Source organism: Streptomyces sp. NPDC004539 (assembly GCF_040610055.1).
Taxonomy (GTDB): Bacteria; Actinomycetota; Actinomycetes; order Streptomycetales; family Streptomycetaceae; genus Streptomyces.
The window spans coordinates 58856-84290 of record NZ_JBEXLS010000014.1 but is presented as its reverse complement, the minus strand read 5'-3'; the positions used below and the strand labels follow the sequence as shown (position 1 = coordinate 84290).

Genomic DNA, 25435 nt, shown 5'->3' with positions numbered 1-25435 from the left:
GGTATGACCGCATCCCGTATCCGCGTCGGCATCGACGTCGGCGGAACCTTCACCGACGCCGTGGCCGTGGACGCCTCGACCCTCGGACTCCTCGGGCAGGTCAAGGTCCCCACCAGCCATCGGCACGCCGACGGTGTCGCGCACGGCGTCGTCGAGGCGCTGGAGCGGCTCCTGGCGAAGACCGGTCACGCCCCGGTCGACGTCGTCTTCCTGGCGCACGGCACGACCCAGGCGACCAACGCCCTGCTGGAGGGCGACGTCGCGACCGTCGGCCTGATCGGCGTCGGCGGCGGCCCCTCGGCGGCGTTCACCCGCCGCCTCGCCTCCTTCGCCAAGCTGGAACTCGCCCCGGGCAGAAGGCTCCCGCTGCTCTACGCCCACGTCACCGACCCGCACGACACCCCGGCCGTCCGCCACGCCGTCGAGCAGCTCAAAGAGGCGGGCGCCCAAGTCCTCGTCGCCAGCCAGCCGTTCAGCGTCGACCGGCCCGAGGGCGAGCGGGCCGTCCTGGACGCGGCCCGGCCGTACGGGCTGCCGGTGACCGCCGCGCACGAGATCACCTCGCTGTACGGGCTGCGCAAACGCACCCGCACGGCCGTCGTCAACGCGGCGCTCCTGCCCCGCATGCTGGCCACCGCCGACCTCGTCGACGCCTCGATCACCAAGGCGGGGGTGACCGCTCCCCTGATGGTGATGCGCTGCGACGGCGGCGTGATGACCCTCGCCGAGATGCGCCGCCGCCCGCTCCTGACGGTGCTGTCGGGACCGGCCGCCGGAGTCGCGGGCGCGCTGCTGCAAGAGCGGGTGAGCGAGGGCGTGTTCCTGGAGACCGGGGGCACCTCGACGGACATCAGCGTCGTCCGCCGGGGCCGGGTCGCCGTGCGGCACGCCACCGTCCTCGGCCGGACGTCGTACCTGAACGCCCTCGACGTGCGCACGGTCGGGGTCGGCGGGGGCTCCCTGGTGCGGATCGGCGCGGGCCGGGTGACCGGCGTGGGGCCGCGCAGCGCCCATATCGCGGGGCTGCCGTACGCCTGTTTCGCCTCCCCGGAGGAACTGCGCGACGCGACGGTGGCCACCGTCCGGCCGCTGGACGGCGATCCCGACGACCATGTCGTGCTGGACGCGGCGGGCGGGCGGTTCGCGGTCACCCTGACCTGTGCCGCGAACGCCCTCGGGCGCGTCCCCGAGGGGGACTTCGCCTACGCCGACCCCCGGACCGCGCACGCGGCGCTGGCACCGCTGGCCGCCCTGCTGGGCACGGACGTGGAGGCCGTGGCGGCGCGGGTCCTCGACTCGGGGGTCGCGCAGGTGAGGACGGTCGTGGACGCCCTGATCCGCGACTACCGGCTCGACCGGGACACGGCCGTGCTGGTCGGCGGGGGCGGCGGGGCCGCGTCCGTCACCCCGCATCTCGCCCTGACCAGCGGCATCGAGGGCCGTATCGCCCGTCACCACGAGGTCATCAGCCCGATCGGCGTCGCCCTCGCGCTCGTCCGGGAGCAGATCGAGCGGATCGTGCCCGGCGCCTCGCGGGAGCAGATCCTCGCCGTGCGCGCCGAGGCGGAGCGGGCGGTCGTCGCCCAGGGCGCCGCCGCCGGGGCCGTCGAGGTCGAGGTCACCGTCGATCCGCAGACCCACACCGTGCGGGCGGTCGCGACCGGCGCCACCGAACTGCGCGCCCAGGACCGCACCCACCGCGCCGACGCCGACGAACGCCTGCGCGCGGCGTCGGCCAGCCTCAAGGCCGACCCCTCCGACGTCCGCGTCCTCGCGGGCACCGCCGCCCACACCGTCTACGGCACCCGGACGCACCGTCCCCTGCGCCCGGCCCGCCACCCCGTCCGGATCGTCGACCTGGACGGCGTCGTACGCCACCACGCCGCCGACGCCCGCGTAGAGAGCACCACCGTGGCCGGCGCCCCCGAACTCCTCGCCCGCCTCGTGGGCGAGTCCACGTCGTACGGCGACGGCGGGGTCCGCGCGCCTGCCGTGCGGCTGCTGTTCGGGTCCCGGATCGCGGACCTGTCCGGCGTCCTCGATCCGGGGCCGCTGCTAGCGCTGGCCCACAGCGAGCTGGGTGGCCGCGCGGGCGACGAAGCGGTGGTCGCGGTCGTGGAGGTGCGGGCGTGACGCACTCTCACCTCGCCGCTGTCACCGACCTCGAATGGGCCGTCCGGCTGCTGGCCGCCACGCCCACCCACGAGGGCCGCTCCCCCGAGCTGCTGCGTCGATGGGCCGTCCGCGCCGACGAGTTCGGGTCGCGGCTCATCCCGGTCGCGTCCACCGCGCGCGTCGTCGAACGGCAGGACGGTCTGGAGCGGATGCTGCTCGCCCGTTACACGTCCCGGCCGCCGACGGTCGAGCTGTACACCGACACGCTCGCCCGCGCCGAGGACCTCGTGGACGACCTCGGCTGGCGCGCCTGGTATCCGCCGGGCTCGGTGCGGGCCGCCGCGCTCGCCCACGAGGCCGCGCACGCCCACCTCCACCACGGTCCGGCGAAGGCCGCGCTCAGGCGGGCGCTCGGCCACACCGTGCTGCGGCTCGGCCGCCACCACGTGAACGGGCATGTCGCCGGGGCCGAAGAGGTCGCCGCGCACGCCTACGCCAGAACCGTCTGCGGGCTCGGCCGCAGTCCCCTCCTCCTCACCGCCGCGCTGCGCACGGCGCTCACCCGGCCCGTCGGGCACAGAAGAGAGAACTGACCCATGGGCGTCGTCATCCTCCTCGTCATGGCCGCCGGTGTCGGCCTGATGCTGACCCGAAGACTTCCCACCGCGTTCGCGCTGGTGCTGCTCGCCGTCGTCGTCGCCCTGCTCGCCGGGGCGCCGCTGACCGGCAAGAACAGCGTGCTGGACACGGTCCTCCAGGAGGGCGCGCCGACCCTGGCGGCCACCATGGTCGCGATCGTGCTGGGCTCCTGGCTGGGCAGGCTCCTCGACGAGACGGGCGTCGCGGGGACCCTCGTCCGCAAGATCGTCGAGTTCGGGGGCGACCGGCCGACGGTGGTCGCGCTCGGGGTGCTCGGGGTGTCCGCCCTCGTCGGGACGGTGACGGGGTCCGCGCCCGCCGCCATGCTCGCCGGGATCATCGGCATCCCCGCGATGATCGCCGTCGGTGTCCCGAAGGTGACCGCCGCGGGGACGGTGCTGATGGGGATCGCCGTGGGTGTCCCTTTCGAGCTGCCGGTGTGGCAGTTCTTCTCGACCGCGCTGGAGCTGCCGGTCCCGACGGTGCGCGGCTTCATGGTGAAGCTCTTCCCGTTCGCCCTCGTCGCCGCCCTCGCGTTCGTCCTGGTCGAGACCCGGCGGCGGGGCACGGAGCACGCCTGGTCGCTCACGTCGATGGACAAGGCGCGCCGTACGGAGCTGGGGGACGCGCCCTGGTACGCGCTGCTCGCCCCCGCCGTCCCGCTCGTCCTCGCGCTCGGGTTCGAACTGGCCATCATTCCCTCGCTGTTGGCGGGCGTCCTGTACACGCTGGTCACGACGACGCGGCCCGGGGAGATGAACAAGCGGCTGCTGCGCACCCTGTACGGCGGTTTCGAGGTGGCGGCCCCGCCGATCGCCCTGTTCATCGCGATCGGCGTGCTGCTCGCGGCGGTGAAGCTGCCCGGTTCCGTGGACGCCCTCGAACCGCTCGTGAAGGCCGTCAGCCCGCACCAGCCCGTGCTGTTCGTCGCCGTCTTCACGCTCCTCGTCCCGCTGTGCCTCTACCGGGGCCCCCTCAACGTGTTCGGGCTCGGCGCGGGGATCGCGGGCGTCCTCATCGCCACCGGCATCTACCCGGCGGCGGTCGTCCTCGGCATGGCGACCTCGTACAACCAGGTCTTCGGCGTCGCCGACCCCACCAGCACCCAGACCGTGTGGAGCGCCCAGTACGCGGGCGTCACCCCGCAGCAGGTCATGGCGCGCACCCTGCCGTACGTGTGGGCGGTCGCCCTCGGCGGCCTGTGCGTCACGGCCGCCCTCTACCTCTGAACCGACCCCTTCCTGGAGCCCTCCTGATGCCTGAACACCCCCTGGACCGGCGCCTGTTCCTGCGCGCCGGTGCCGCCACGACGGCCGCGCTCGCCGTCGGGACCACGCTGGACGCGCAGCCCGCAGCCGCCGCGCCCGGCGGTTTCCCCGACTACAAGTACGTCCGCACCCTGCTGACGGCGTCCCAGCTCAAGTACAACCCCACCAACGAGATCATCTTCCCGTGCGTGCGGGGCGTCTACGACAAGCTCGCCTCCCCGCTGGGCCGCTACTACCTGTACTACGCGCCGCACGACCCGCCCGGCGGGATCTGCCTCGCGTACGGCGACTCGCTGGAGGGGCCGTTCACGGAGTACCCGGCGAACCCGATCGTCTCCAACAAGTGGGCGGGGCACTACTCCGTCAGCCATGTCTCGTCGCCGCACGTGCTGTGGAACCAGGACGCCAAGGAGTTCTGGCTGTACTTCCACGGCGAGAACACCACGACCCGCCTGGCCCGCTCGGCGGACGGGATCAACTTCACGTACGACAAGGTCGTCCTGACGGCGTCCATGCTCCCGGCGGGCACCACCGAGACGTCGTACGCGCGCGTCTTCCGGCACGACCTGCCCGCGCGCGGCGCCCGCTACGTGATGGTCTTCATGCTGAACAACACGACCAACCACCGTGACATCCACTGGGGTTGGTCCGCCGACGGCCGCAACTGGACCTACGACCAGCAGGCGTTGATCCGGCACAGCGACGTCGACGCCGTCAACGTCGGGGGCGCGCACCTCCTGTACCGGAACGGCAGCACGTTCGTCGTCTACAACAAGGACAAGTCGAGCGGCGGCGACATCATGATCACCGAGGTCGGCAACGACTTCTCCAAGCGCGAGCACCTCGGCGTCTTCTACAACTCGCGCAGCGCGGCACCGGAGAACGGCCGCGCCGCCGCGCCCGCCTTCGGCACCGACGGCGGCGTCTCGTACATGGTCTACGAGGCCGGCGAACGGCTCTCGGGAGCCATCGCCGTAGCCCGGGCCTGACCCCAGCCAACCACCCCTTCTGTATCAACCACCGACGTAAGGAACCACCCCTGATGAACCGCCACCTGCGTACGGCCGTCGTCGCCACCTCCGCGATCACCGCCGCACTGCTGATGACGGCATGCCAGAGCGGCAGCGGCGTCGACTCGTCCGACAAGGCCGGGACGAACGCGACGGCGGACGCGGCCGGCTCCAAGACCTCGACCGGCGTCAGCGGCACGTTCGCGGGCGGCAAGGTCAGCTATGTCGCCCCGGGCAAGTACCTCGTGTCCGTGACGGGCAAGGCCGACCAGGCGTTCGTGGTGGCCGACGACACGAAGGTCGTCGGCGCGGGCACGATCTGCGGCGGGTCCGACTGCACACTGGCCCAGTTGGAGACGGCCGCCAAGAAGGGCGCCGTGAACGCCGATGTGGAGCTGAAGGCCGGGATCGCGACCGTGGTGACCGAGCGGGGCACCACCGAGCAGGGCGGCAGCTCCGGCTCGTCGTCCTCGTCCGGGGGTTCTTCGTCGTCCGGGGGCTCTTCGTCCTCCGGCTCCTCGTCGTCCTCGGGCTCGGGCTCCTCCGGCTCCGGTTCCTCCGGCTCCGGTTCCTCCGGCTCGTCGTCCGGGTCCGCCAAGGGGGTCAGCGGGACCTGGTTCGGGGTCGTCTCCTACCTGGCGCCGGGCAAGTACACGGTCTCCGACGCGAAGGGCACCGAGCAGGCGTTCTTCGTCGCCGAGGACACGAAGATCATCGGCTACGACGACATCTGCGACGCCGTGAACACCGGGCCCGGCGGCGAGGGCGGCACCGAGTGCACCGAGGCCCAGTTGGAGAAGGCGGCGAAGAAGGGGTTCGACGCGGAGGTCGTGATCAGCGGAGGCATCGCGACGAGCATCCGCGACTCCAACTGAGCTGATCCCGACGCGGAGTTGGTGGCCGGTCTCGCGATGACGCGGGGTCGGCCACCGGCGTCTCCGCCGTCCGGAGGACCAGGCTTCGGGTCAGGTCAGTGCCCCGCGGACGGCCTTCTCGACCATGGCCGCGGTGTTGGCGTGGCCGGCGGCGTTGGGGTGGACGAGGGTGGCGCGTTTGCCGTCGGAGCAGGTGAGGGTGAAGACGCCGAGGGTGATCTCGTCAGGCCAGTAGGAGCCGGCGTCTCCGCAGACGCCCTCCACCCACTTCGTGCCCCGCGGCTGACACAGGTCGTGGCCGACGCTGGAGGTGGCGGTGTCGACGTAGGTGCCGCCGCTCAGTTCCGTGACGGCACGGATGATCGAGTTGAGGTGGGTCGTCACCTCGTGGAGCCAGGCGATGTCCCCGTGGGTGGCCGAGAGCAGGCCCAAGTTCTTGATCTGGGCGGCGAGTTCGGTGGTGTCCCGGCGGTCGCAGGCGGTGGGGTCGGACGGGACGATCGTGGGGTAGCCGACCGTGATGACCTTGGCGTTGGGGGCCTTCTGGTGCACGTCCCTCAGCACGGCGGCGTACTCGCGGACGATCCGGTCGTACTTGTCGTGGATCGACTCCGGGTCGAAGACCGACCCGCCGGACTCGTAGGCGTCACGGCACGGGGTGGCGTCGTCCGGCTGTCCGAAGCCGGCGACCAGGCAGGACGTGAGCATCGTGGCGAACGGCACGCTGTTGCCGCCGGCGCCGATCGTGACGACACCGGTCTCCGCGTTCAGCGCGGCGCGCTCGACCTGGGGGGCCACGGCCGGCCAGCCGTCCTCGGGGGCCTCGACGGGGCTGATGGGAACCTGTCGGGTGGTGGCGATGTCGCCGATGGTGGCGCCGCCGCAGCTCACGTCGGTGAGCCGGACCGTCCGCCCCGCCGGCGGGTGGGCCGCGAGCCCAGCGGCGACGAGGTTCGGGTACGCGCCCGTCGTCCGGTCGCAGCCGTCCCGCTCCGCGCTCCCCAGCGCCGGAACGGGGTCACCGACGAACACACCGGCCGTGTACGAGTCACCGAGCGCCGCCCACCGCACGGGTTCCGGCGCGGCGGACGCCGTGCCCGGCAGCGCGGCGGCGAGGGTCAGCGTGGCCAGCGCTCCCAGCGCGACGCGGTGGACGAGACCTCTGCTCCGCGCCGGGCTCTGGTCCTGTGGGGGCGGCGTGGGCGCTTTGGTGCGGAACACGTGGTTCTCCCGAGAGCAACAGAACGGTTGTTACGTTCCACAGCCAAGCAGTTACCCTGCGTGTCCATCCAGCGATCCTGTGATCGTTCACTCCACCGTGTTCGCACCCCGAAAGTCCGGATCAGCGGGCGAGCTTCACCCGTACACCCGCGACCAGCCGACGGATGCCGTCCGCGTAGTACGTCTCGGGATCGGCGCAGTCCGCGAAGACGTCGGCGGCGGCGATGACGAGGGGGTGGCGGGCCGGGTCGAGCGCGAGCAGGCGGGCTCGGCGTTCGCGGACCGCCTGGGCGTGGGCCTGTTCGTCGTCCGCGCCGGCGGTGCGCCCGGGTTCGCCGGTGACCAGGGCGACAAGCGCGTTGAGCAGGAACTGGCTGGCGGCGGCTGCCTCGCGGGGGGTGTGGCCCTCCTCGCCGAGGCGGGTCAGCACGGACTCGACGACGTCCCGGCCGGCGTCGCAGTCCAGGATGCGGCGGGCGGCCAGCGGGGCGAGGACGGGGTGCGCGCGCAGGACGGTCACGAACCCGGTGAGGAGGTCTTCGAGACCCCGCTCCCCCGCCCCGAGGGAACCGCCTCCGAGGCCGGCCCGCCTCTCACCGGGCGAACCGTCCTCATGCCCCCCACCGCCCAGCCCCTCCAGCGCCCCCGTCTGAGCCAGAACCGCGTCCCCCAGCGCGTCGAAGAGCGCCTCCTTGTCGCTGAAGTGCGCGTAGATCGCCATCGGCGACACCCCGTGCCGCTGTGCCAGCCGCCGGATCGTCACGGCGTCCAGCCCCTCGGCGTCGGCGAGTTCGGTCGCCCCGGCCACGAGTACCGGTCGGGACAGACCGACCCGGCGTCCACGGCCCTGCGAGGGAGAGGTCGTCACGGTCTTCGCTTCCTTCCTGACGGGCCCGCACCCTCGATGCGACAGGGCGGGAGCCCACCGTACGCGATACGAGACCGGCGCTGATCAGGGCATCCTCACGATCACCTTGCCCTTGGCCCGCCCGGTCTCCAGGTAGGCGAACGCGTCCGCCGCCCGCTCCAGCGGGAAGCCCCGGTCCACGACCGGCCGCACGTGCCCCTGCTCGACGAGGTCGGCCAGCACCCGCAGGTCCGTCCCGCTGGGCCGCATCATCAGGAAGCGGTAGCCGACGCCGCGCGCCTTGGCCTGCCGGCGCGGCTTCGCGCTCATCACGGCGAACACGGAGGCGAGCACGAACCCGGCGTCCAGGTCCTTGCGCGCGGTGAGCGGTTCGGGCACGCCGCCCACGGACACCACTGTCGTCCCGGGCCGGACGATGCCGAAACTGTCCGTCAGGTCCTGGCCGCCGACCAGGTCCAGGGCGCCGTCCATGTCGCGCAGGACGTCCTTGAAGCGCGTCGACTTGTAGTCGATGACCTCCTCCGCGCCCAGCGACCGCACGAGTTCGGCGCCCGCGGGCGAGGCCGTCGTCGTCACGTGCGCGCCCATCCACACGGCGAGTTGGATGGCGAGCGTCCCCACTCCCCCGGCCCCGCCGGAGATGAAGATCCGCTGCCCCGGCCGTACGCGCATCTCGTCGCGGAGTGCCTGGAGTGCCGTCAGTCCGGCCAGCGGCAGCCCCGCCGCCTCGTCGAAGTCGAGTTTCTCGGGCATCGGCGCGACCAGGCCGGCGGAGACGACGGCGTACGTGGCGAGCGCTCCCAGCCGGTTCGGGTCGACCCGGGTCATGACCCGGTCCCCGACGGCGAAGCCCTCGACCCCGGCGCCCACCTCCTCCACGACGCCGGCCAGCTCGGAGCCGGCCACTGTCGGGAGGGCGAGGCGGTGGATCACCTTCAGCTGTCCCTCGCGGATCTTGTAGTCCACGGGGTTCAGCCCCGCCGCCCGAACCCGGATCAGCAGGTCCCCGGGGCCCGCCACGGGCTTGGGCACCTCTCTCAGCTCCATGACGTCCGCGTTCCCGTACTTCGTCAGGACGTATCCCTGCATCGCGCCGCTCCCTGCCCTCTTCGAGATACGGCGGTACGCCGTACATGTATAGCGTACATGTACGGCGTACATATCGAAGTCTCACACGGAGAACTCCCGGATCACGGTGTTGCGGAACACCGCGCCGCCGCCGATCGTGAACAGCGCGAGCCCGGTGTCCAGCAGGTACGGGAACACCTGGCTGGTGTGCGTGTAGCGGCCGTCGTCGACGAACATCTCCACCGACGTGCGGTCGACGAGGATGCGCAGCCTGACCATGCCGGCGGACGGGTCGAACGGGGTGCGGCTCTCCTGCCATCTCCCGGACGTGTCGGCGTTGACCGTGCCGCGCCGGTTGAGGAAGGCGTAGGTGCCGTAGATCCCGGCGTCGATGTGCCGGCCACCGTCGGGTGAGCGCCGCAACTGGAGTCCGGCGCCGGTGAGTTCGGACCAGGTGACCTCGGTCGTCACCTCGTAGGAGACGCCGGTGTAGTCGAGCACCTTCGTGCCGTCGACGGTGACGTCACCGAGGTTCACCGTGCGGGAGACGTAGGAGTCGAGGCCGGTGACGGGGCGGGAGGCGAGGTAGTAGGTGCCGTCGGACGCCCGTTTGAGGGTGATCTCGCGGACGATCGAGTCGGTGCCGTTGAAGCCGTCGCAGTCGATGGTGGGGGTGGTGTTGGCATAGTCCCAGTTGTTCACCCAGCCGATCGCGTACCGGGCGGCCGGGTCCACGGCGCCGCTCGCGGTCCGCTTCTCGAAGGTGACGGCGGCGTACCAGTCCCAGCCGTGGTCGAGCCACTGCGGTTCGCCCGCGTCGGCGGCGAACGTGGTGCCGTCGAAGGAACCCGTCCAGTAGGCGTACGTGTTGGGCAGCCCCGCGCCCTTGCCGTTGGCGCTCACGCCGAGCACCCACTTGACCGTGCCGTCGGCGGCGGTGACGCGGAACAGGTCGGGGCACTCCAGGACGCCGATGCCACCGTGGACGAAACCGCTCACGTACGTCCAGGACTTGAGGTCGGCGGAGTGGTAGAAGCCGACCTTGTCGTTCTCGGCGAGGGTCATCACCCAGCGGCCCCGGTCCACGTCACGGATCACCTTGGGGTCGCGGAAGTCGGCGACGCCCGGGTTGGGCAGGACGGGGTCGGTGCCGTGGTTGGTGAAGGTGAGGCCGCCGTCGGTCGAGTAGTACAGGTACTGGGCCTGGCGGTCGGTGCCGCCGCCGGGGGACATGGTGGCGATGACGACGACCGCGCCCGCGCCGAACCCGGCCGTGTTCCCGGTGTCGACCACCGCCGAGCCCGACCAGAGGTCGCCGTTCGGCGTGGTGTCCTTCGGTACGGCGACCCCTCGGTCGGTGAAGGAGACCAGGTCCCTGGTGGTGGCCAGACGCCAGGCGGTGCCGACGACACCGGTGGAGTAGTCGGCGTTGTAGAGGTAGTAGTAGCGGTACTCACCGTCGATCCAGACGGGTTGCTGCGGGTCGTTCATCCACTGGTCGGGGACCGTGAAGTGGTAGTCGGCGCGGTAACTCGCGCAGCTCGTGGCGGACTCGGGTGCGGCCGTGGCCGTACCGGTCGACAGCAGGACGGCGGCTCCGCCCGCTGCCGATCCCGTGAACAACGTCCTCCGGGAGATCCCCGGGGTTCCGGGCATGACGCATCGCCCCTTTCAGGACACGTGAAACTGCGGCTCGTGTGATCGAGGACTGTAGACCTAACTCGTTAAAGGTCAACCCTTCCCGACCCTTGACAGGCCGCTCGCCCGGTTCCCATCATCTGGGGCATCACCCCTGAACTAACACGAGTTAGGCCCATTGGATGACTGACTCGCACCTCCCTCGCCGCACACTGCTGCGGTACGGCGCGTACGGGGCGGGGGCCGCCGCCCTGGCCGGTACCGCCGCGAGCTGGGACCGGCTCACGGGAGCCGACATCCCCGGCCGCGACGACGGTTCGCTCGTCGTCGCCACCCTCGGCTCCGCCTTCGACCCCGCCACCGTCAAGGCCCTCACCGAGGGCTTCCGCAAGCTCCATCCCGACATCCCGCTGCGGGTCAACGCCGTGCAGGCCGTCGACTGGTCGGACTTCTTCGCGAAGATCCTCACCCAGATCGCCGCCGGTTCCGCGCCCGACCTGGTCTATGTGGCCACCGAGGGCGTGCAGTTGTTCGCCCAGAAGCTCGGCGTCCCCCTGGACCGCTGGGTGCGGCGGGACGCGGCCGAACTGCGCGAGTACTTCGCCGACGTCCACCCCTCGCTGGTGGAGTCGATGATGTTCGAGGGGAGCCTCTACCAGCTCCCGATGGAGTTCAACGCCGCCGACATGTACCTCAACAAGCGGGTGCTGAGCCGGGCGGGCGTGGACTTCCCGGCGGCCGACTGGACGCGTGACGACTTCACCGCGCTGCTGCGGGCGACGAAGCGGTCCGGCGGCGAGCACTTCACCCCGTACTTCTGGACCAACCGGCTGTGGGGCGGCGTCGTCCCCTGGCTCTTCGCGAACGGCACGAACCTCCTCAAGGAGTCGAAGGCGCCCGGCGGTTCCTGGCTGTGGGACACCTTCTACCCGCCCGCCGACCGGCGCGGGCGCGGCGGCGGCTTCCGCTGGACGACCCCGCAGGCCACCGACGCCCGCGTCGAGGAGGCGTACGGCTATCTCGCCTCCCTCGTCCAGGAGGACCTGTGCTCCCGGCCCGAGGGCGGCAACGGCAGCAACCTGGTCGGCGTGTTCTCCACCGGCCGGGTCGGCGTCACCCCGGCGGGCGGCTTCTGGGCGGGCGGCCTGCGGCTGGCCGGTATGCGGGCGGGCGACTACGACGTCCAGTACTTCCCCCGCTGGCGCACCCAGCGCCACCAGTTCGGCGCGGCCGGCTACGCGCTGCTGCGCACCTCCAAGAAGCAGGACGCCGCCTGGGAGTTCATCAAGTACGCGGCCCTCGAGGACACCATGACCCGGCTGTTCCAGGGCAACCAGACGACCCCGGCCCGCCGTTCGATGCTGAACCCCGCCCGCTACGCCGAGGGCGGTCCCGCGCACTGGCGGGTCTTCTACGACACCCTCGACCGGTTCCCCGACACCGGTCCGATCCCGGCGCCGCCGCAGGTCGCCGAGGTGACCGACGTCCTGCTGAAGCACACCGGCACCGCGCTGGCCTCGCCGCGCGCGGTGGGTCCGGCGCTGCGCCGGATGCAGGGCGACCTGGAGCGGGCCATGGAGCGTGAGGTATGACGAACACCCAGGTACAGGAAGTGAGTTCACAGGCGGTCCCGCCGGCCGCCGTCCCCGTCCGGCCCTCCGTGCGCGACCGTGGCAGCCGGCTGCTGGCCGGGCTGTTCCTGGCGCCCACCATCGTCGGCATCGTCGTCTTCACGGTCGTACCGATCGTCGGGTCGGTCGTGCTGAGCCTGTTCCACTGGAACGTGATCGATCCGCCGCGCTTCGCCGGGGGTGCCAACTTCCGTACGGCGTTCACGGATTCGACCGTGCTGGTGTCCTTCCGCAACACGCTCGTCTTCATGGTGCTCGCGGTCGCGCTGCAACTGCTGATCGCGCTGGTGCTGGCGCTCGCGGTGAACGGGCGGATGCCGGTGTGGCTGCGGTCGGTGTTCCGGTCGGCGTTCTTCTTCCCGCTGGTGCTGTCCGCCGCGTCGATCTCGGTGGTGATGAAGTACCTGTTCAACCAGGACTTCGGGGTGGTGAACTGGCTGATCGGGCTCGTCGGGATCGCGCCGGTGCCCTGGCTGACCTCGGAGCACGCGGCGATGGCCACGGTGATCCTGGTCTACGTCTGGCAGCAGTTCGGGTTCTCGTTCCTGCTGTTCGTCGGCGGGCTGAACAACATCCCCAAGGAGATCGACGAGGCCGCCGCCCTCGACGGCGCGACCGGGCTGCGCAAACACCTCGCGATCACGCTGCCGTTGCTGTCCCCGACGCTCCTCGTCGCGTCGGTGGTCGGCATCATCAACGCCCTCCAGGTCTTCGAGCAGCCGTACGTCCTCACCGACGGCGGTCCCGGTGACGCGACCCGGACCGTCGTCATGGTGATCTACGAACGGGCCTTCGAGCAGCTCGACTTCGGCGAGGCGTCCGCGGTGGGCGTCCTGCTCTTCGCGCTGATCATGGCGGTCACCGCCCTCCAGTTCCGGCTGAGCCGGCGTTTCGTCCACTACGAGTGAGCCGGTGAGCCGCATGAGCGCCGTAAGCCAATCGCCCCTGACCCTGAGCCGCGTACGCCACCGGCTCACCCCCTGGACCCGGATCACCGCGCTGACCGTGTGCGCCCTGCTGACGCTCGGCCCGGTCATCTGGACCGTCTCCACGTCCCTGCGCACCCCCGCCGAGTCCTTCGACCTGCCCCCGCAGATCATCCCGACGCACCCGACGACCGCCGCCTACCACGGGGTGTTCCAGCAGCTCGACGTATGGCTGCTGGCCCTCAACTCCACGCTGGTGACGGCGCTGATCGCCGTCGGCCAGATGATCACGGCCGGGCTGGCCGGATACGCCTTCGCCCGCCTGGAGTTCCGCTTCAAGAAGCCGCTGTTCGGCCTCGTCCTGGCGACGATGATGGTGCCGTTGCAGGTCACCATCGTGCCGGTGTTCCTGGTGCTGAAGTCGATGGGTCTCACCGACACGCTCCTCGGCCTGATCGTCCCGGCCTTCCCGACCGCCTTCGGCACGTTCCTGATGCGCCAGTACTTCCTGGGCATGCCGAAGGACCTCGGCGAGGCGGCGATGCTGGACGGTGCCGGCCCCTGGCGGATCTTCCGCTCGGTGTACGCCCCGCTGGCCGCACCCGGGTTGGCGATCGTCGGTGTGCTCGCCTTCAACTACCACTGGAACGAGTTCTTCCGGCCGCTGATCCTGGAGACCTCCGGGCAGAACTACACGCTTCCGCTGGGCCTGGTCTCCTTGCAGGGCAACCTCGGCACCGGGTCGATCTCGGTGGTCCTGGCCGGGGTCGTGCTGTCGATGCTGCCCGCCGTCGCCGTGTTCGCCGTAGGCCAGCGCCCGTTGCGTGAGGGCATCACCTCGGCAGGAGTCAACCGTTGAGCAACACCCCCCGTTTCCGGGTCCGTCCGCCCGCCGGCTGGATCAACGACCCCAACGGCCCGTTCCGTTGGCGCGAGCGCCACCACCTCTTCTACCAGTACAACCCGAACGCCCCCGTCCACGCCGACATCCACTGGGGCCACGCCTCCAGCCCCGACCTCGTCCACTGGGAGCACCATCCCATCGCCCTCACCCCGACCCCCGGCGGGCCCGACGAGGCCGGCTGCTGGTCGGGCTGCGTGGTCGACGACGCCGGCACCCCGACCGCCGTCTACACCGGCATCGACCACACCCACACCGGCCTCGGCACGATCTGCCTGGCCCGCGCGACCGACCCGAACGACGCCCTGCTCACCGAGTGGCAGCCGCTCCCCACACCGGTGGTCTCCGGCCCCCCGCCCGGACTGGACGTGGTCATGTTCCGCGACCCGTTCGTCTTCCACCACGCGGACCACCGCTGGGCCCTCGTCGGCGCCGGCCACGCCGACGGCACACCGTCGGTCCTCCTCTACGACTGCGACGACCTCACCGACTGGCGGTTCGCCGGTGTCCTCCTGGACGGCAACGACCCGGTGGCGGCAGGGGTGTTCGGCGACAAGGGGGCGGTGGGGTGGGAGTGCCCGCAGGTGTACGGGACGCCGGGGGGCGACCACGTGCTCCTGCTGTCGCTGTGGGACGGGGACCCGTACTCGACCGGTTATCTGACGGGCCGTCTGGACGTGGGCGGCGAGGGCGAGTTGAGGTTCGTGACCCGGGTCGGCGGCCGGCTCGACCAGGGCCGGGATTTCTACGCCCCCGCCGTGCTCCAGGAGCCTGACCGCGCCCTGCTGTGGGGGTGGTCGTGGGAGGCCCGTCCGCAGGAGGAGGTGGACCGGGCCGGGTGGGCGGGGGTACTCACGGCGCCCCGGGTCGTCGACGTCCACCCTGACGGGTCGCTGCGGGTGAGTCCGGCGCCGGAACTCGAACTCCTGCGCCCAGTCGAGCCGTTCATCAGCACGCCGGGCGGCATCACTCCACTCCCCGACGCGTACGACCTGACGGTCACGGCGTACGCGCCGACCACGGTGAGCCTCCTCCGCGACGCCTCGGGCCACGAACTGACCATCCATACGGACCCCGCCGAGGGAACCGTCCTCCTCGACCGCACCGCCTGGCCCCGAACCGGCAGGGAAGGTTCCGCCCCGATCACGGTCCACGTCCCGAAGGCACCGGACCTCACGCTACGGCTCCTGGTGGACGGCTCGCTGCTCGAACTCTTCGTGGGGGAACGGGCGATGGTCACCGAACGCGTCCACCGACGCCCTGGCGACGTCGCCGAGCTGCGGGTCGATGGTCCGGGCGCCCGGGTCAGGGGGTGGGCGCCGGACCCACGGAGGCCCGGGTGACCACGGGTCCAGGCCAGCCGCCGGGCGGGTGAGCGGCGGTCACTTGGCGCGTCCACTGACGTCCCGGCGACTTGGCCGAGGCGCAGGGCGGTGGGTGGGCACCGGTCCCTCAGAGGCCCGGCCGCTCGGCGGGCAGGCCGCTCGGCGGGCAGGCCGCTCGCCGGGCAGGCGCGGCGGGCGGCAGGCGGCAGGCGGCAGGCGGCAGGCGGCAGGCGGCAGGGGATGGTCCCCAGCACGTCCGCCGCCCGCCCCGCGACCTTGCCGAGCTACGGGTCGACGGTCCGGGCCCCCGGTCAGCGGGCGGGCGCCGAACCTACGGAAGCCCTGGCAGCCCCCGGACGGGCCGTGGTCCCCCAACGCGTCCACCACCATCCCGGCACCCTCGCCGAGCCGCCGATCAGCAAGCAGGCGCCGGCCCCACCGAAGCCCGGGTGACCACCGGGCACGCCAGCCGTCGGACGGTGGCCGGTGGGGTGCGGCCCGTGTCGATGGCGTCCAGGAGCAGCCGGGTGGCCGTCTCGCCCATCGCGCGGTGTGGGAGGGCGATCGAGGTGAGCGGTGGGGTGAGGAACGCGGCCATGTGTTCCTGGTCGTCGTAGCCGACCACCGAGAGGTCGGTGGGGACGTCGATGCCGAGGCGGGTCGCGGCGTGCAGGACGCCTGCCGCGACCCGGTCGTTGTAGCAGAGGACTCCTGTGGGGCGGCGGTCCGGGGCGACGCCGTCAAGCAGGCGCAGCGCCCCCGCGTGACCGGCGGAGATCTCGCCGCCGTCGCGCACGATCCACTCCTCCGGGACCGTGACGCCCTCGGCGCGCAGGGCGTCGCGGAAGCCTCGGGTGCGTTCCGTCGAGGCGATGTCGTCCAGGCCGCCGATGACGGCGAGCCGGCGGTGGCCCGCGCCGAGGAGGAGGCGGGCGGCGGCACGGCCGCCGGCGCGTTCGGCGGGGACGACGACGGGCAGGGAGCCGTCCTCGGGCAGGCAGTTCGCCAGCACGGAGTGGGTACGGCGCAGGCCCTCCGGCACGCGGACCCGGCGCAGCGACATGGCCGCGTAGATGATGCCGTCCACCCGCCGGTCGAGGAGTTCCGCGACGGCCGCGTCCTCCTTGGCGGGGTCGCCGCCGGAGTCGACGGTGAGCACGAGGTGGTCCCGGTCCCAGGCGGTCTCCATGGCCCCGCGCAGCAGCCGCCCGGCGAACGGGGACGACGCGATCTCGTCGGTGACCAGCCCGATCACGGCCGTACGGCGGCTGCGCAGCCCCCGGGCCACCGGGTCGGGGCGGTAGCCCAGGCGGGCGGCGGCCTCCCGGATGCGTTGCTGCGTGGCGGGCGCGATGTTGCCCTCGGCCCGGCCGTTGAACACGAAGGACACCGCGGTGTGCGACACCCCGGCGAGCCGGGCGACGTCCTTCGACGTCGGACGCCCGGTGCCCGCGTTCCCGCTCTCCTCGGCACCGCCCATGCCGTCCGCCACCCTCACCCCGGCCCGTCCTTGTCGATCACGGTCCACTCTATCGGCGGCGGACGGGACGGCACGACGGGCGGGACGCGGGAGCCGTGGGCACGTATCCCGCCGGAGGCCGGTCCACCCCCCGGACAACCTGTCTCAGCCAGCGCCAGGAATCACCGTGCCAGCGTGAGGAGTCGGGTCGCCGCCAGCCTCCCGTACAGCTCGTCCCTGGCGATCAGTTCGGTGTGGGTTCCGGTCGCCCGGACCCGGCCGGACTCCATGACGACGATGCGGTCGGCGCCGGTGGCGGTGGGGAGCCGGTGGGCGACGACCAGCATCGTCGTCTCGCGAGCTGCCTCGGTGACGATGTCCCTGACGGCCAGTTCGTTGACGGTCTCGAGCTGGGAGGTCGCCTCGTCGAGGAGAAGGCGCCGGGGGCGGTGCAGGACGTCGCGGAGGTCATCGTCGGTCGCGGCGGGTGCGGCGAACAGGAGGTTCTCGCGGAGGGTGCTGGCCAGGACGGGGGCGTCCTGCTCGACGAAGCCGATGGTGGCGCGCAGGTCGGGCAGGGGCCAGTCCCGTACGTCCCGGCCGTCGACGAGGACGCAGCCGTCAGTCGGATCGTAGAAGCGTTCCAGGAGCGCGAACAGGGTGGACTTGCCGGCGCCGGGACACCGGGGCCGGTAATCGTAAAGGTGTCGACCTGGGCAGCATATGGAGAAATAGCAGTCCAACCAGGGGTTTTCCGCCTGGCTGACGACCTCGCGGGCGCCATGAGCGTCAAAGGAGCGTCACAGTCGACGGTTCAACCCCAAACTCCTGCTCCCGCGCCTCGCCCAGGAGTCACGACCCACTATCGTTGGCCCCATGGTTTCGTACGGCCCCGGTCACCAGCACACCGCAGAGCGCGACGTGTCCACGCCTTCCCGTTGGGGCCCCGCCTCCGACCAGCTGCCGTCGAACCTCACCGAACTGACCGGCCCCACCCGCGGCCCTGTGGATCTGCCTCTGCACCTCGCCTGGTCCGGACTGCGCACCTTCGATCTGGACGACGACAAGCTGCTCCTCGGCATGTACCGCATCGTCCTGGCCACGGGCCTGCACGACGACTACATCCAATTCCTGAACGGCGACCTCCTGACCTCCCACTGGCCCCGACTCCGGAAAATGGTCGGCCGCGGCGTCCGCGCGGCATGGGAGGACGCCTTCCCCCGCTTGCGCCCGCGCACCGGCCAGGCTGCCGCGTGACCCACCAGGAGCTACCGGATCTCCCCACGCACCACCGCCGGCTCCTCATCGACACCCTCGACCTGGGCCGCCCCTACGGACTCGCTCTCATGGGTGGCTACGCGATCCAGGCGCACGGCATCGTCCATCGCCCCAGCCAGGATCTCGACTTCGCCACCACCCACCCCACCGCGCTGCCGCAGATCGCCGACCACCTGACGCATGGATTGAGTGCACGCGGCTGGCGGATCTCCGCACTGCATGCCACGCCCCTCAAGGCCCGTTTTCTGGCCACCGACCCCGAAACCGGACAGTCCTGCGAAGTCGACCTTCTCAAGGAGGTGCTCTGGCAGCCACCGGTCTTGCTGGGACTCGGCCCGGTCATCGCCCTGGAGGACCTCATCGGGACCAAGGTACGGGCACTGGGAGACCGCGGACTGCCGCGCGACGTGATCGATGTGCACGCGGCCTCCGAGCAGTTCAGCATCGGCGAGCTGGAGGCGCTGGGGGCACGCCGTCCTGAGGAGTTCGACGTTCAGGAGCTGCATGATCGCCTGGAATCGGTGGCATGGGTGAGCGATGCCGAGTTCGAAGCCTACGGTCTGGATGCCGCACGTATCACGGAGCTCCGGCACTGGGCCCAGCAGTGGCAGGACGACCTCGCCCAGCGCCTTGCCGAGCCGTTTGTCGAAGGCGACGGCGAGTACAGATGAAGCCGCCTTGACCAGCCTGTCTGCACGAAGTCGCTGTCGAACTCGCGTCGTGCAGGAACAAGTTCCGGCGTCGTCTGCCGGAATCGCCGCACGAACTGCACGGTCCGGCCCAGAGGGTCGTGGACCTACCGCTACACCTGACCTCGTCCGGGATTACCTCTTACGACCTGCGCAAGTACCTCAGCCTCGGTCTGCTTCTCAGCTGTGGCCGGTATTGCGCACCTCGTCGGCCGAGCCGTGCGCACCGTATGGGAAGACGCTTTCCCAGCGCTCGCCTCCCGCCCCCGGGCACCCGTGTGACGGAAATGCCGGAGCCGCACGCACCACCCCTGACAGATGTGATCGCCCTCGATTTCCCGTACCGCGGACAAGAGCGACGCGGTTGAGGAGCTACCCGGCGTCACGGTATGCCCGCGCCGTGACGCCCTGGCTGTACACCGCGGACGGACTAGACGAGTAGATCCGAAGTTCCGCCCCGTCAAAGGTACGAGGGTGTCCAAGATCAGTTTGTGACGACCGACCTGAACACCCTCTTGACCTCACTCTACGTAAAGATCGACGACGAGATCGAAGGGACGCGATGGCTGGGCCGCTCGCCCCTGTTCAGTGACTCCGAACTCATCTGCCTCGCAGCGGCCCAAGCCCTGCTCGGCTACCACTCCGAGGCCCGCTGGTTGCGCTACGCGCACAGGCACCTGTCCGGCATGTTCCCGTACCTACCCCAGCGCGCGGGCTACAACAAGCGTCTGCGCTCGGCTCTGCCGCTGGTCAAGCGCGTGATCCGGGAACTGGCCCGGGGCAGCGACTTCTGGACGGACACGGTGTGGATCACCGACTCCACGCCGGTGTCGTGCGGCATGTCGCGCGCGACCGTCCAACGATCGAACATCGCGGGTTGGGCAGGCTACGGCTACTGTGCCTCCCACTCCCGCTTCTTCTGGGGTCTCCGTCTGTACCTGGTGTGCACCCCGACCGGCATGCCGATCCTGTGGCACTGGCGAACCCAAAGCTGGACGAGCGGGAGGTACTGGCCGCGATGCTCGAAGTCGACGCGGAGCTCGTCGCCCGCCGCGAGGGCATCATGCTCGTCTCCGACAAGGCCTTCGTCTCGAAGGTGTTCGAGCGGGAACTCGCTGAGCTGGGCGTCGAGTTGCTTCGGCTGTCGTTCAAGCGTGAGAAGCAGCGGTACGGCGAGCCGATGCTCAAGAAGGTCCGCCAGCTCATCGAGTCGGTCAACGACACCCTCAAAGGCCAGCTTGACCTGGAACAACACGGCAGGCGGACTTTCGAGGGCGTCGCGATTCGGGTGGCCCAGCGGGCCCTGGCGATGGCTGCCGGGATCTGGCATAACAACCGGACCGGCGAACCTGTCACTCGCTCGCTGATCGCGTTTGACCACTGACGGCATCCGGCAGTGACCGCAGGCAGGCTCTCGCCGAGTCAGAGGACCTCGGTCTCCTGCGGGGTCACGCGGTGGGAGTGCTCGCCAACCTGCACGATGTAGCCCTTCGGCGGCTCCAAGGACGTCGTCCACCAGATCCCGGCGACCTCCCCGACAGCTTCCGTCGTCGCGCCCGATGTACCTGATTCCGGGCGGATTCGGACGCGGGTTCCTTCGGGCAGGTCGCTGCGATAGCGGGGCGGCATGTCGGGATGAAGTCCTCCCCGGGAGACCAGGAACTCCGGCCGCAGCCTCCAGGGGCTGCCGTCCTCGGTCTCCACCGCGTAGAGCGGTCCGACGTGGCCATCACGCTCGTCCTGCTCGATGACACACGCGACGATCACACCGCGGCTGCCCACGATCTCCGGCCCAAGCCAGCCCAGTCTCGGAATCGGTGGGTGTGGCGTCACCAGTTCCACCATCTCGCCGTAGACGAGCGTTGCCTGCTCGGGCCAGGGAGTCTCGTCCAACAGCCACCGATACTCGATGGTCATGAGCCCGCCCCTCCTGTTCATGGCCTCGGCAGACCACCACACCATAACGACGAGGCGTCCGGACGGAGCGGCCTGGCCAGTTCTCCAGTCCCGCGCTCATGAGGCTCCGGCCGGCCGGGCGGCGACCACCGTCACATCGGATCTACTCGTCTAGGTCATCAACGCGATGTACGGATGCCCGGGCTTCACCGGGCTGACGAACAGATGCTGCCGCTAGCCGCTGCCTGTCTGGACCCCGGTCGCGTTGTAGCCAAAGTGGCCGGGGTACGGTCCCGCGTCAGGCTGGGGAGACTGAGGCCAGTTACTCCCCGCGTCCTCCCCTACCGGTCGAGGAGTGTCTTCGTGGCGAGCGGCTGGAGGAGTCCGCCGGCGGCGCCGAGGAGGGAGAGGCTCAGGCCGAGGGCGATCGTCCAGCGGTGGGGACGGGCGTGCGCGTACAGGGCTTTGAGGGTCTCCGGGGAGGTGGTCACGTGCGGTCGTCCTCGGGTGCGTGCTGTCGGGCGGCTTCCTTCTCCCCATCCCACCCGGTGCGTCCGCCGGTTTCACTCCCCCGACCGGCGGGAGGGCCCCCGCCGACCGGCCGGGATCAGGTGGCCGTCGGGAGTGTGCCTCGCCTGCGGGAGGGGAGCAGCGCGAGGTGTTCCTCGCGGACGAGGCGGAAGCGCAGGGCGACGGAGACGAGGGCGGCGCGTTTGGCTCCGATGCGGCGGGGTGTGTCCGTGTCGGGGGTGTCGGCGGGGTCCAGGCGGAGTTTGCGGGTGGCGAGGTAGTCGATGTGGTAGTTCACGGCGGACCGGGTCAGGTCGTGGCAGTCCGGCAGGGGGCGCAGGCGTCCCACGATGTCCCCGGCGCCGGGCAGGGTGCTGTCGGAGGGGTCCCGCAGCCGGGGTTCGCACAGGGCGACGAGGACGAGGAAGTACTTGGCCGCCGTGTCGAGCGGGTACGGGTGCAGGGTCCGCTCCCCCGCCCTGGGGGCCGGTTCCTCGCCCCGGTAGGCGTGGCGCGGGGCGAACACCTTGAACCCGGCGGTCCCCCGCACCCCCGGCAGGACGACCCGGGAGAACTCGAACGGCACCGGCGCGGCGAGCCTGCCCGGGCCGACGGAGATGTACTCCCCCGCGCCCTCCAGGTTCTCGACGAGGTACGCGGTCCCGGCGCTGTAGTTGGACAGCCGCCAGTGGTCCTCGGCGGCCTCCAGCAGTCCGGCCCGCCGGGAGATCCCGGGGTCGGGCAGCACGATGGACACGCCCTCCCCGCCGGGCAGTCCCCGCCCGAACTCGGCCACGTCACCCGGCGCCATCTTCAGCAGCCCGGCCACTCCCACCCCGCCCGCACCGGCCCGCGCCAGCCCTAGCGGCTGCACGATGATCGTCTCCACTCCGCTCTCCCCCGTATACGTCACCGGCCCCGAACGCCCGCCCCACCGCTCCCCGCACGGGAGCAGCCATGTCACAGACATCCGCCCGACACTGTCCGGTTCCTTCCCCGGGCGACCGGATTCACGCGACGAAGCGGGGACGTCCGTTCGGTGCGGCGCCGCTGTCCGTCGTCTCGGCAGAGGCAGAAGGGGTGGCCTGCCGGGTCGAAGAGCACCCGGACGGCGTCCTGCGGCTGGAACTCCGCGACGGTGGCGCCCAGGGCACGGCGGGACGCCTGGTGACGTCTTGCGTCTCCTCACGAAGGTGGTGAGCTTGGCCTGGTCAGAGATCGATGTCGTGCACGAGGCCGCGAGATGGGTGACACGCGGTCAGCCGCGTAGTCGCCTGCGATATCCCCGGCGACATCGGCGATCATCCCCGGGATACTGGTCGCCCATGGATGAGGTCGAAGTCGTCGTCGCCCATTCCGAGCGCGCGACCCTGCGCGTCGGCGACGTGTTCCTGAAGGTGGACGCCGATCAGGCGCGCGTCGACGCCGAGGTCGAGGCGATGTCCCTCGCACCGGTCCCGACCCCGGAGGTCCTGTGGCACAAGCCGCCCGTGCTCGCCCTCGCCGCACTGCCGGGGACGACGCTCGGGCGCCTCGGCGGTCCGTCGACCGGGTCGCCGGCGGCGTGGGGCGCGGCGGGCGCCGCCATCCGGAGACTGCACGACGCGCCGCTGCCGCCCCGGCAGGGCCAGGCCGGCCGGAGCATCTTCGCGCTGGCGGCGGAACTCGACGACGAGTGCGAGCGGCTCGTGGCGAACGGCGTCTTGCCTGCTGACCTGGTCGCCCGTAACCGCCAGGTCGCCGAGGCCGCGCTCCGGCCATGGACGCCGGCGTTCACGCACGGCGACCTCCAGATCGCGCACGTCTTCGTCGACGGCGACGAGGTCACCGGCATCATCGACTGGTCCGAGGCGGGCCAGGGCGACGCCCTGTACGACCTCGCCACCTTCACGCTCGGACACGAGGAGCACCTCGACGACGTCATCGCCGGTTACGGCGCCGCCGTCGACCTCAACGTGATCCACGCCTGGTGGTCGCTGCGAAGCCTACTGATCGTTCGCTGGCTGGCCGAGCACGGCTTCGACCCGTTCGCTCCGGGCTGTGAGGTCGACGTGCTGAGATCCCGGATGTGAGGCCGCGCGGGTCCGACTGCCACGTACATGTCCTGGCGCGTCGAGAAGGCCCTCCCCTGGACGATCGCCTGCGCTGACTCCCACAGAGGCGGTACGCAGACCGCACCGGCAGACGGCTCAATGCGCGCCCGCGGCCCGGCGGTGGTCTTCCCCATCTCGACCGACTCACCCTTTTGTCAGGAGTCGTCAGTCGTGGGGCGGCAACTGCCCGATCTGGTGGTCGGCGGCGTTGAGTGCCTCGGTGACGAGGCGGCGGAGGTGGCCGTGGCGGAGGGTGTAGACGACGTGGCGGCCGTCCTTGCGGGTGGCGACGAGGCCGGCGAGGCGGAGTTTGGCGAGGTGTTGGCTGACGGAGGGGCGGGCGGCGCCGCTGGACTCGACGAGGGTGGTGACGTCGGCCTCGCCCTCGATGAGGCGGCGAAGCAAGGACAGGCGGGTGCGGTCGGCGAGCAGGGCGAGGATGGCCGCGGCGGCGTCGAGGCGCTCGCCGTCGTCGTGCTGCTGCGAGGGGTGTGCATCTGCCATGTGCGTGCTTGCGCTCATACGCACATGGTAGGTGCGGGGCAGGCCGGTATTCAGTGGGTCGCGGGCCGGGGCCAGCGGTGGTGGAGGTCGTCGATGACGTAGTCGTGGGTGTGCCGCCATCCGGCGCCCGAGGGGTGGGCGCCGGTGAGGTGCGGGTGGGCGCCGGTCAGGCGGTGGTGGACGTGTTCGACGCGGGCGGGGTCGTGGGCCGGCCACAGCCGCAGGGCGAGCAGTGCCGCGCCGCCGGCGAGCGCGGCTAGGGCGAGGGCGGCGGTGGACAGGCCGGCGGTGGCGCCGAGCCAGCCGGCCAGGGGGTAGGTCAGCAGCCAGCAGCCGTGCGAGAGGGAGAACTGCGCGGCGAACGCGGCGGACAGGTCGGCCCGTGCCGCCGAGCGGCGGATGAGGCGTCCGGTGGGGGTGAGGATCAGGGAGGTGGCGGCTCCGACGGCGGCCCAGGCGACCAGGAGGGCGGGCCAGCGCCAGTTCGTCGGCGCGTGCGAGCCGGCCGCCGTCAGGCCGAGGAGGGCGGCGAGGGCGAAGGCGGCGGGGAGCATGAGCGAGCGGTCGGTGCGGCGGTCCAGGAGGCGGGGCAGCAGGAGGGCGCAGGTCATGGAGCCGGCGCCGTAGGAGCCCAGGGCGAGCGGGACGTCCGCGGCGGACCGGTGGAGGTGGTCGCGGACGTAGACGACGGTGTTGACGGTGACCATGGCGCTCGCGGCGGCCACCGCGAGGTTGAGCGCGAGGAGGGCCCGCAGACGCGGGGTGGAGCGGAAGAGACGGACGGCGCCGCCACGGACCTCCTTCGACGCCCCGAGGTCGGGCAGGGTGACGGAGACGACGAGCGCGGCGGACGCCAGGAAACCCGCGACCGTGCCGAGGAAGAGCCGGTCGTAGCTGACCAGCGTCAGCAGGGCGGCGGCCAGGGCCGGGCTGAACAGGCTCTCCAGGTCGTAGGCGAGCCGGGAGAGCGACAGGGCCCGCGTGTAGTCGCGCTCCTCGGGCAGGATCTCCGGAATCACCGCCTGGAAGGCGGGCGTGAAGGCCGCGGAGGCGGACTGCAACAGGAAGATCAGCAGGTAGACCTGCCAGACCTCGGTCACGAACGGCAGCGTCAGCGCCGCACCGGCCCTGGTGACGTCCGCCCCGATCAGCAGCGTCCGCCGCGGCAGCCGCCGCGTGGCCGCACCGATCAACGGCGCCGTCCCTACGTACGCGACCATCTTCACCGCCAGCGCCGTACCGAGCACCGATCCGGCGTCCGCCCCCGCCAGGTCGTAGGCGAGCAGGCTCAGCGCGACCGTCGCCAGGCCGGTGCCGACCAGTGCGACGACCTGTGCGGTGAACAGGCGGCGGTAGGTGGGGTGGCGGAGTACCGACGGCATGGGCCTCTCCCGGGGGTGGGGTTCGACCGCACCAGCATAGACATCATGTGCGCATGAATGCACATGATGTCTGGTGAGCCGCAGGGGTGGGCGGCGTTTCACGGCGGTTACCGCCGCTCGGTGACCGGTCACGGCCCAG

The 25435-nt window shown here is 71.4% G+C and carries 22 protein-coding genes and 4 pseudogenes; 14 read left to right on the top strand and 12 right to left on the bottom strand.

The window, feature by feature from the left end; genetic code table 11:
* Window positions 1–3: 3 nt before the first annotated feature.
* The 5 genes from ABZX85_RS27350 to ABZX85_RS27330 are packed head-to-tail and all read left to right on the top strand — an operon-like array spanning window position 4 to window position 5907.
* The gene (locus tag ABZX85_RS27350) at window positions 4–2133 is read left to right on the top strand and encodes a hydantoinase/oxoprolinase family protein (RefSeq protein ID WP_355873754.1); all 2130 of its coding nucleotides are present in this window, start codon (window positions 4–6) and stop codon (window positions 2131–2133) included.
* The gene (locus ABZX85_RS27345) at window positions 2130–2708 is read left to right on the top strand and encodes a hypothetical protein (protein WP_355873751.1); all 579 of its coding nucleotides are present in this window, start codon (window positions 2130–2132) and stop codon (window positions 2706–2708) included. Before ABZX85_RS27350 ends, ABZX85_RS27345 begins: the two co-directional genes overlap by 4 nt.
* Window positions 2709–2711: 3 nt before the next feature.
* Window positions 2712–3983 (top strand): transporter, encoded by a 1272-nt coding sequence (locus ABZX85_RS27340; protein WP_355873748.1) that lies wholly within the window; start codon window positions 2712–2714, stop codon window positions 3981–3983.
* Window positions 3984–4009: 26 nt separating this feature from the next.
* Window positions 4010–5011, top strand: a complete 1002-nt coding sequence (locus ABZX85_RS27335) for a hypothetical protein (RefSeq protein WP_355873745.1) — start codon at window positions 4010–4012, stop codon at window positions 5009–5011.
* Window positions 5012–5064: 53 nt separating this feature from the next.
* The gene (locus ABZX85_RS27330) at window positions 5065–5907 is read left to right on the top strand and encodes a hypothetical protein (RefSeq protein WP_355873743.1); all 843 of its coding nucleotides are present in this window, start codon (window positions 5065–5067) and stop codon (window positions 5905–5907) included.
* 90 nt (window positions 5908–5997) lie between these two features.
* Here the strand turns inward: ABZX85_RS27330 and ABZX85_RS27325 are convergent, their stop codons facing one another.
* The 4 genes from ABZX85_RS27325 to ABZX85_RS27310 form a co-directional block, all read right to left on the bottom strand.
* Window positions 5998–7128 (bottom strand): SGNH/GDSL hydrolase family protein, encoded by a 1131-nt coding sequence (locus ABZX85_RS27325; RefSeq protein ID WP_355873740.1) that lies wholly within the window; start codon window positions 7126–7128, stop codon window positions 5998–6000.
* A gap of 121 nt (window positions 7129–7249) precedes the next feature.
* Entirely contained in the window at window positions 7250–7996 is a 747-nt protein-coding gene (locus tag ABZX85_RS27320) for a helix-turn-helix domain-containing protein (RefSeq protein ID WP_355873737.1), read from the bottom strand.
* Window positions 7997–8080: 84 nt separating this feature from the next.
* Complete coding sequence (locus ABZX85_RS27315; RefSeq protein ID WP_355873734.1) at window positions 8081–9085, bottom strand: NADP-dependent oxidoreductase; 1005 nt, start codon at window positions 9083–9085, stop codon at window positions 8081–8083.
* Between the two features lie 81 nt (window positions 9086–9166).
* Window positions 9167–10720: a GH32 C-terminal domain-containing protein gene (locus tag ABZX85_RS27310; RefSeq protein ID WP_355873731.1), complete on the bottom strand. Its 1554-nt coding sequence runs from the start codon at window positions 10718–10720 to the stop codon at window positions 9167–9169.
* Window positions 10721–10884: 164 nt separating this feature from the next.
* Here ABZX85_RS27310 and ABZX85_RS27305 point away from each other — a divergent pair, with 164 nt between their 5' ends.
* The 4 genes from ABZX85_RS27305 to ABZX85_RS27290 are packed head-to-tail and all read left to right on the top strand — an operon-like array spanning window position 10885 to window position 15503.
* Window positions 10885–12294 (top strand): extracellular solute-binding protein, encoded by a 1410-nt coding sequence (locus tag ABZX85_RS27305; protein ID WP_355873728.1) that lies wholly within the window; start codon window positions 10885–10887, stop codon window positions 12292–12294.
* Window positions 12291–13241, top strand: a complete 951-nt coding sequence (locus tag ABZX85_RS27300) for a sugar ABC transporter permease (protein WP_355873725.1) — start codon at window positions 12291–12293, stop codon at window positions 13239–13241. Before ABZX85_RS27305 ends, ABZX85_RS27300 begins: the two co-directional genes overlap by 4 nt.
* Before the next feature lie 13 nt (window positions 13242–13254).
* A complete protein-coding gene (locus ABZX85_RS27295; protein WP_355873722.1) occupies window positions 13255–14118 on the top strand; it encodes a carbohydrate ABC transporter permease in 864 nt (287 codons plus the stop codon).
* Window positions 14115–15503, top strand: a complete 1389-nt coding sequence (locus ABZX85_RS27290) for a glycoside hydrolase family 32 protein (protein ID WP_355873720.1) — start codon at window positions 14115–14117, stop codon at window positions 15501–15503. The genes ABZX85_RS27295 and ABZX85_RS27290 overlap by 4 nt, the downstream gene beginning before the upstream one ends.
* 397 nt (window positions 15504–15900) lie before the next feature.
* On the opposite strand, the gene ABZX85_RS27285 is transcribed toward ABZX85_RS27290, so the two are convergent.
* Both ABZX85_RS27285 and ABZX85_RS27280 read right to left on the bottom strand, forming a co-directional pair.
* Window positions 15901–16965, bottom strand: coding sequence for a LacI family DNA-binding transcriptional regulator (locus ABZX85_RS27285; protein ID WP_355874151.1), 1065 nt, complete (start codon window positions 16963–16965; stop codon window positions 15901–15903).
* A gap of 161 nt (window positions 16966–17126) precedes the next feature.
* Window positions 17127–17621: pseudogene (locus ABZX85_RS27280) on the bottom strand (ATP-binding cassette domain-containing protein); the annotation flags it as partial.
* A 199-nt stretch (window positions 17622–17820) separates the two neighbouring features.
* Between ABZX85_RS27280 and ABZX85_RS27275 the strand changes: the two are divergent.
* From ABZX85_RS27275 to ABZX85_RS27260, 4 genes and pseudogenes are all read left to right on the top strand, one after another.
* Window positions 17821–18201, top strand: coding sequence for a hypothetical protein (locus tag ABZX85_RS27275; protein ID WP_355873717.1), 381 nt, complete (start codon window positions 17821–17823; stop codon window positions 18199–18201).
* Window positions 18198–18893: a nucleotidyl transferase AbiEii/AbiGii toxin family protein gene (locus ABZX85_RS27270; RefSeq protein ID WP_355873714.1), complete on the top strand. Its 696-nt coding sequence runs from the start codon at window positions 18198–18200 to the stop codon at window positions 18891–18893. The genes ABZX85_RS27275 and ABZX85_RS27270 overlap by 4 nt, the downstream gene beginning before the upstream one ends.
* A gap of 20 nt (window positions 18894–18913) precedes the next feature.
* Window positions 18914–19193 (top strand): annotated as a pseudogene (locus ABZX85_RS27265) (transcriptional regulator).
* Between the two features lie 209 nt (window positions 19194–19402).
* Window positions 19403–20295 (top strand): annotated as a pseudogene (locus tag ABZX85_RS27260) (IS982 family transposase).
* A 38-nt stretch (window positions 20296–20333) separates the two neighbouring features.
* On the opposite strand, the gene ABZX85_RS27255 reads toward ABZX85_RS27260, so the two are convergent.
* The 4 genes and pseudogenes from ABZX85_RS27255 to ABZX85_RS27240 all read right to left on the bottom strand — a co-directional run.
* Window positions 20334–20828, bottom strand: a complete 495-nt coding sequence (locus tag ABZX85_RS27255; protein ID WP_355873712.1) for a hypothetical protein — start codon at window positions 20826–20828, stop codon at window positions 20334–20336.
* A 320-nt stretch (window positions 20829–21148) separates the two neighbouring features.
* Window positions 21149–21298 carry a hypothetical protein gene (locus ABZX85_RS27250; protein WP_355874175.1) on the bottom strand — a complete coding sequence of 50 codons (150 nt, stop codon included), beginning with the start codon at window positions 21296–21298 and terminating at the stop codon, window positions 21149–21151.
* 116 nt (window positions 21299–21414) lie between these two features.
* Window positions 21415–22206 (bottom strand): serine/threonine protein kinase, encoded by a 792-nt coding sequence (locus tag ABZX85_RS27245; protein WP_355873709.1) that lies wholly within the window; start codon window positions 22204–22206, stop codon window positions 21415–21417.
* 71 nt (window positions 22207–22277) lie between these two features.
* A pseudogene (locus tag ABZX85_RS27240) lies at window positions 22278–22487 on the bottom strand (VOC family protein); the annotation flags it as partial.
* A gap of 155 nt (window positions 22488–22642) precedes the next feature.
* Here ABZX85_RS27240 and ABZX85_RS27235 point away from each other — a divergent pair.
* Entirely contained in the window at window positions 22643–23389 is a 747-nt protein-coding gene (locus ABZX85_RS27235) for a phosphotransferase (protein ID WP_355873707.1), read from the top strand.
* Window positions 23390–23575: 186 nt separating this feature from the next.
* Here ABZX85_RS27235 and ABZX85_RS27230 read toward each other — a convergent pair whose 3' ends face one another.
* Together ABZX85_RS27230 and ABZX85_RS27225 are read right to left on the bottom strand one after the other, a co-directional pair.
* Window positions 23576–23932, bottom strand: a complete 357-nt coding sequence (locus ABZX85_RS27230; RefSeq protein ID WP_355873704.1) for a metalloregulator ArsR/SmtB family transcription factor — start codon at window positions 23930–23932, stop codon at window positions 23576–23578.
* Window positions 23933–23964: 32 nt separating this feature from the next.
* On the bottom strand, window positions 23965–25296 hold the full coding sequence (locus tag ABZX85_RS27225) for an MFS transporter (RefSeq protein WP_355873701.1): 1332 nt from the start codon (window positions 25294–25296) through the stop codon (window positions 23965–23967).
* Between the last annotated feature and the right edge of the window lie 139 nt (window positions 25297–25435).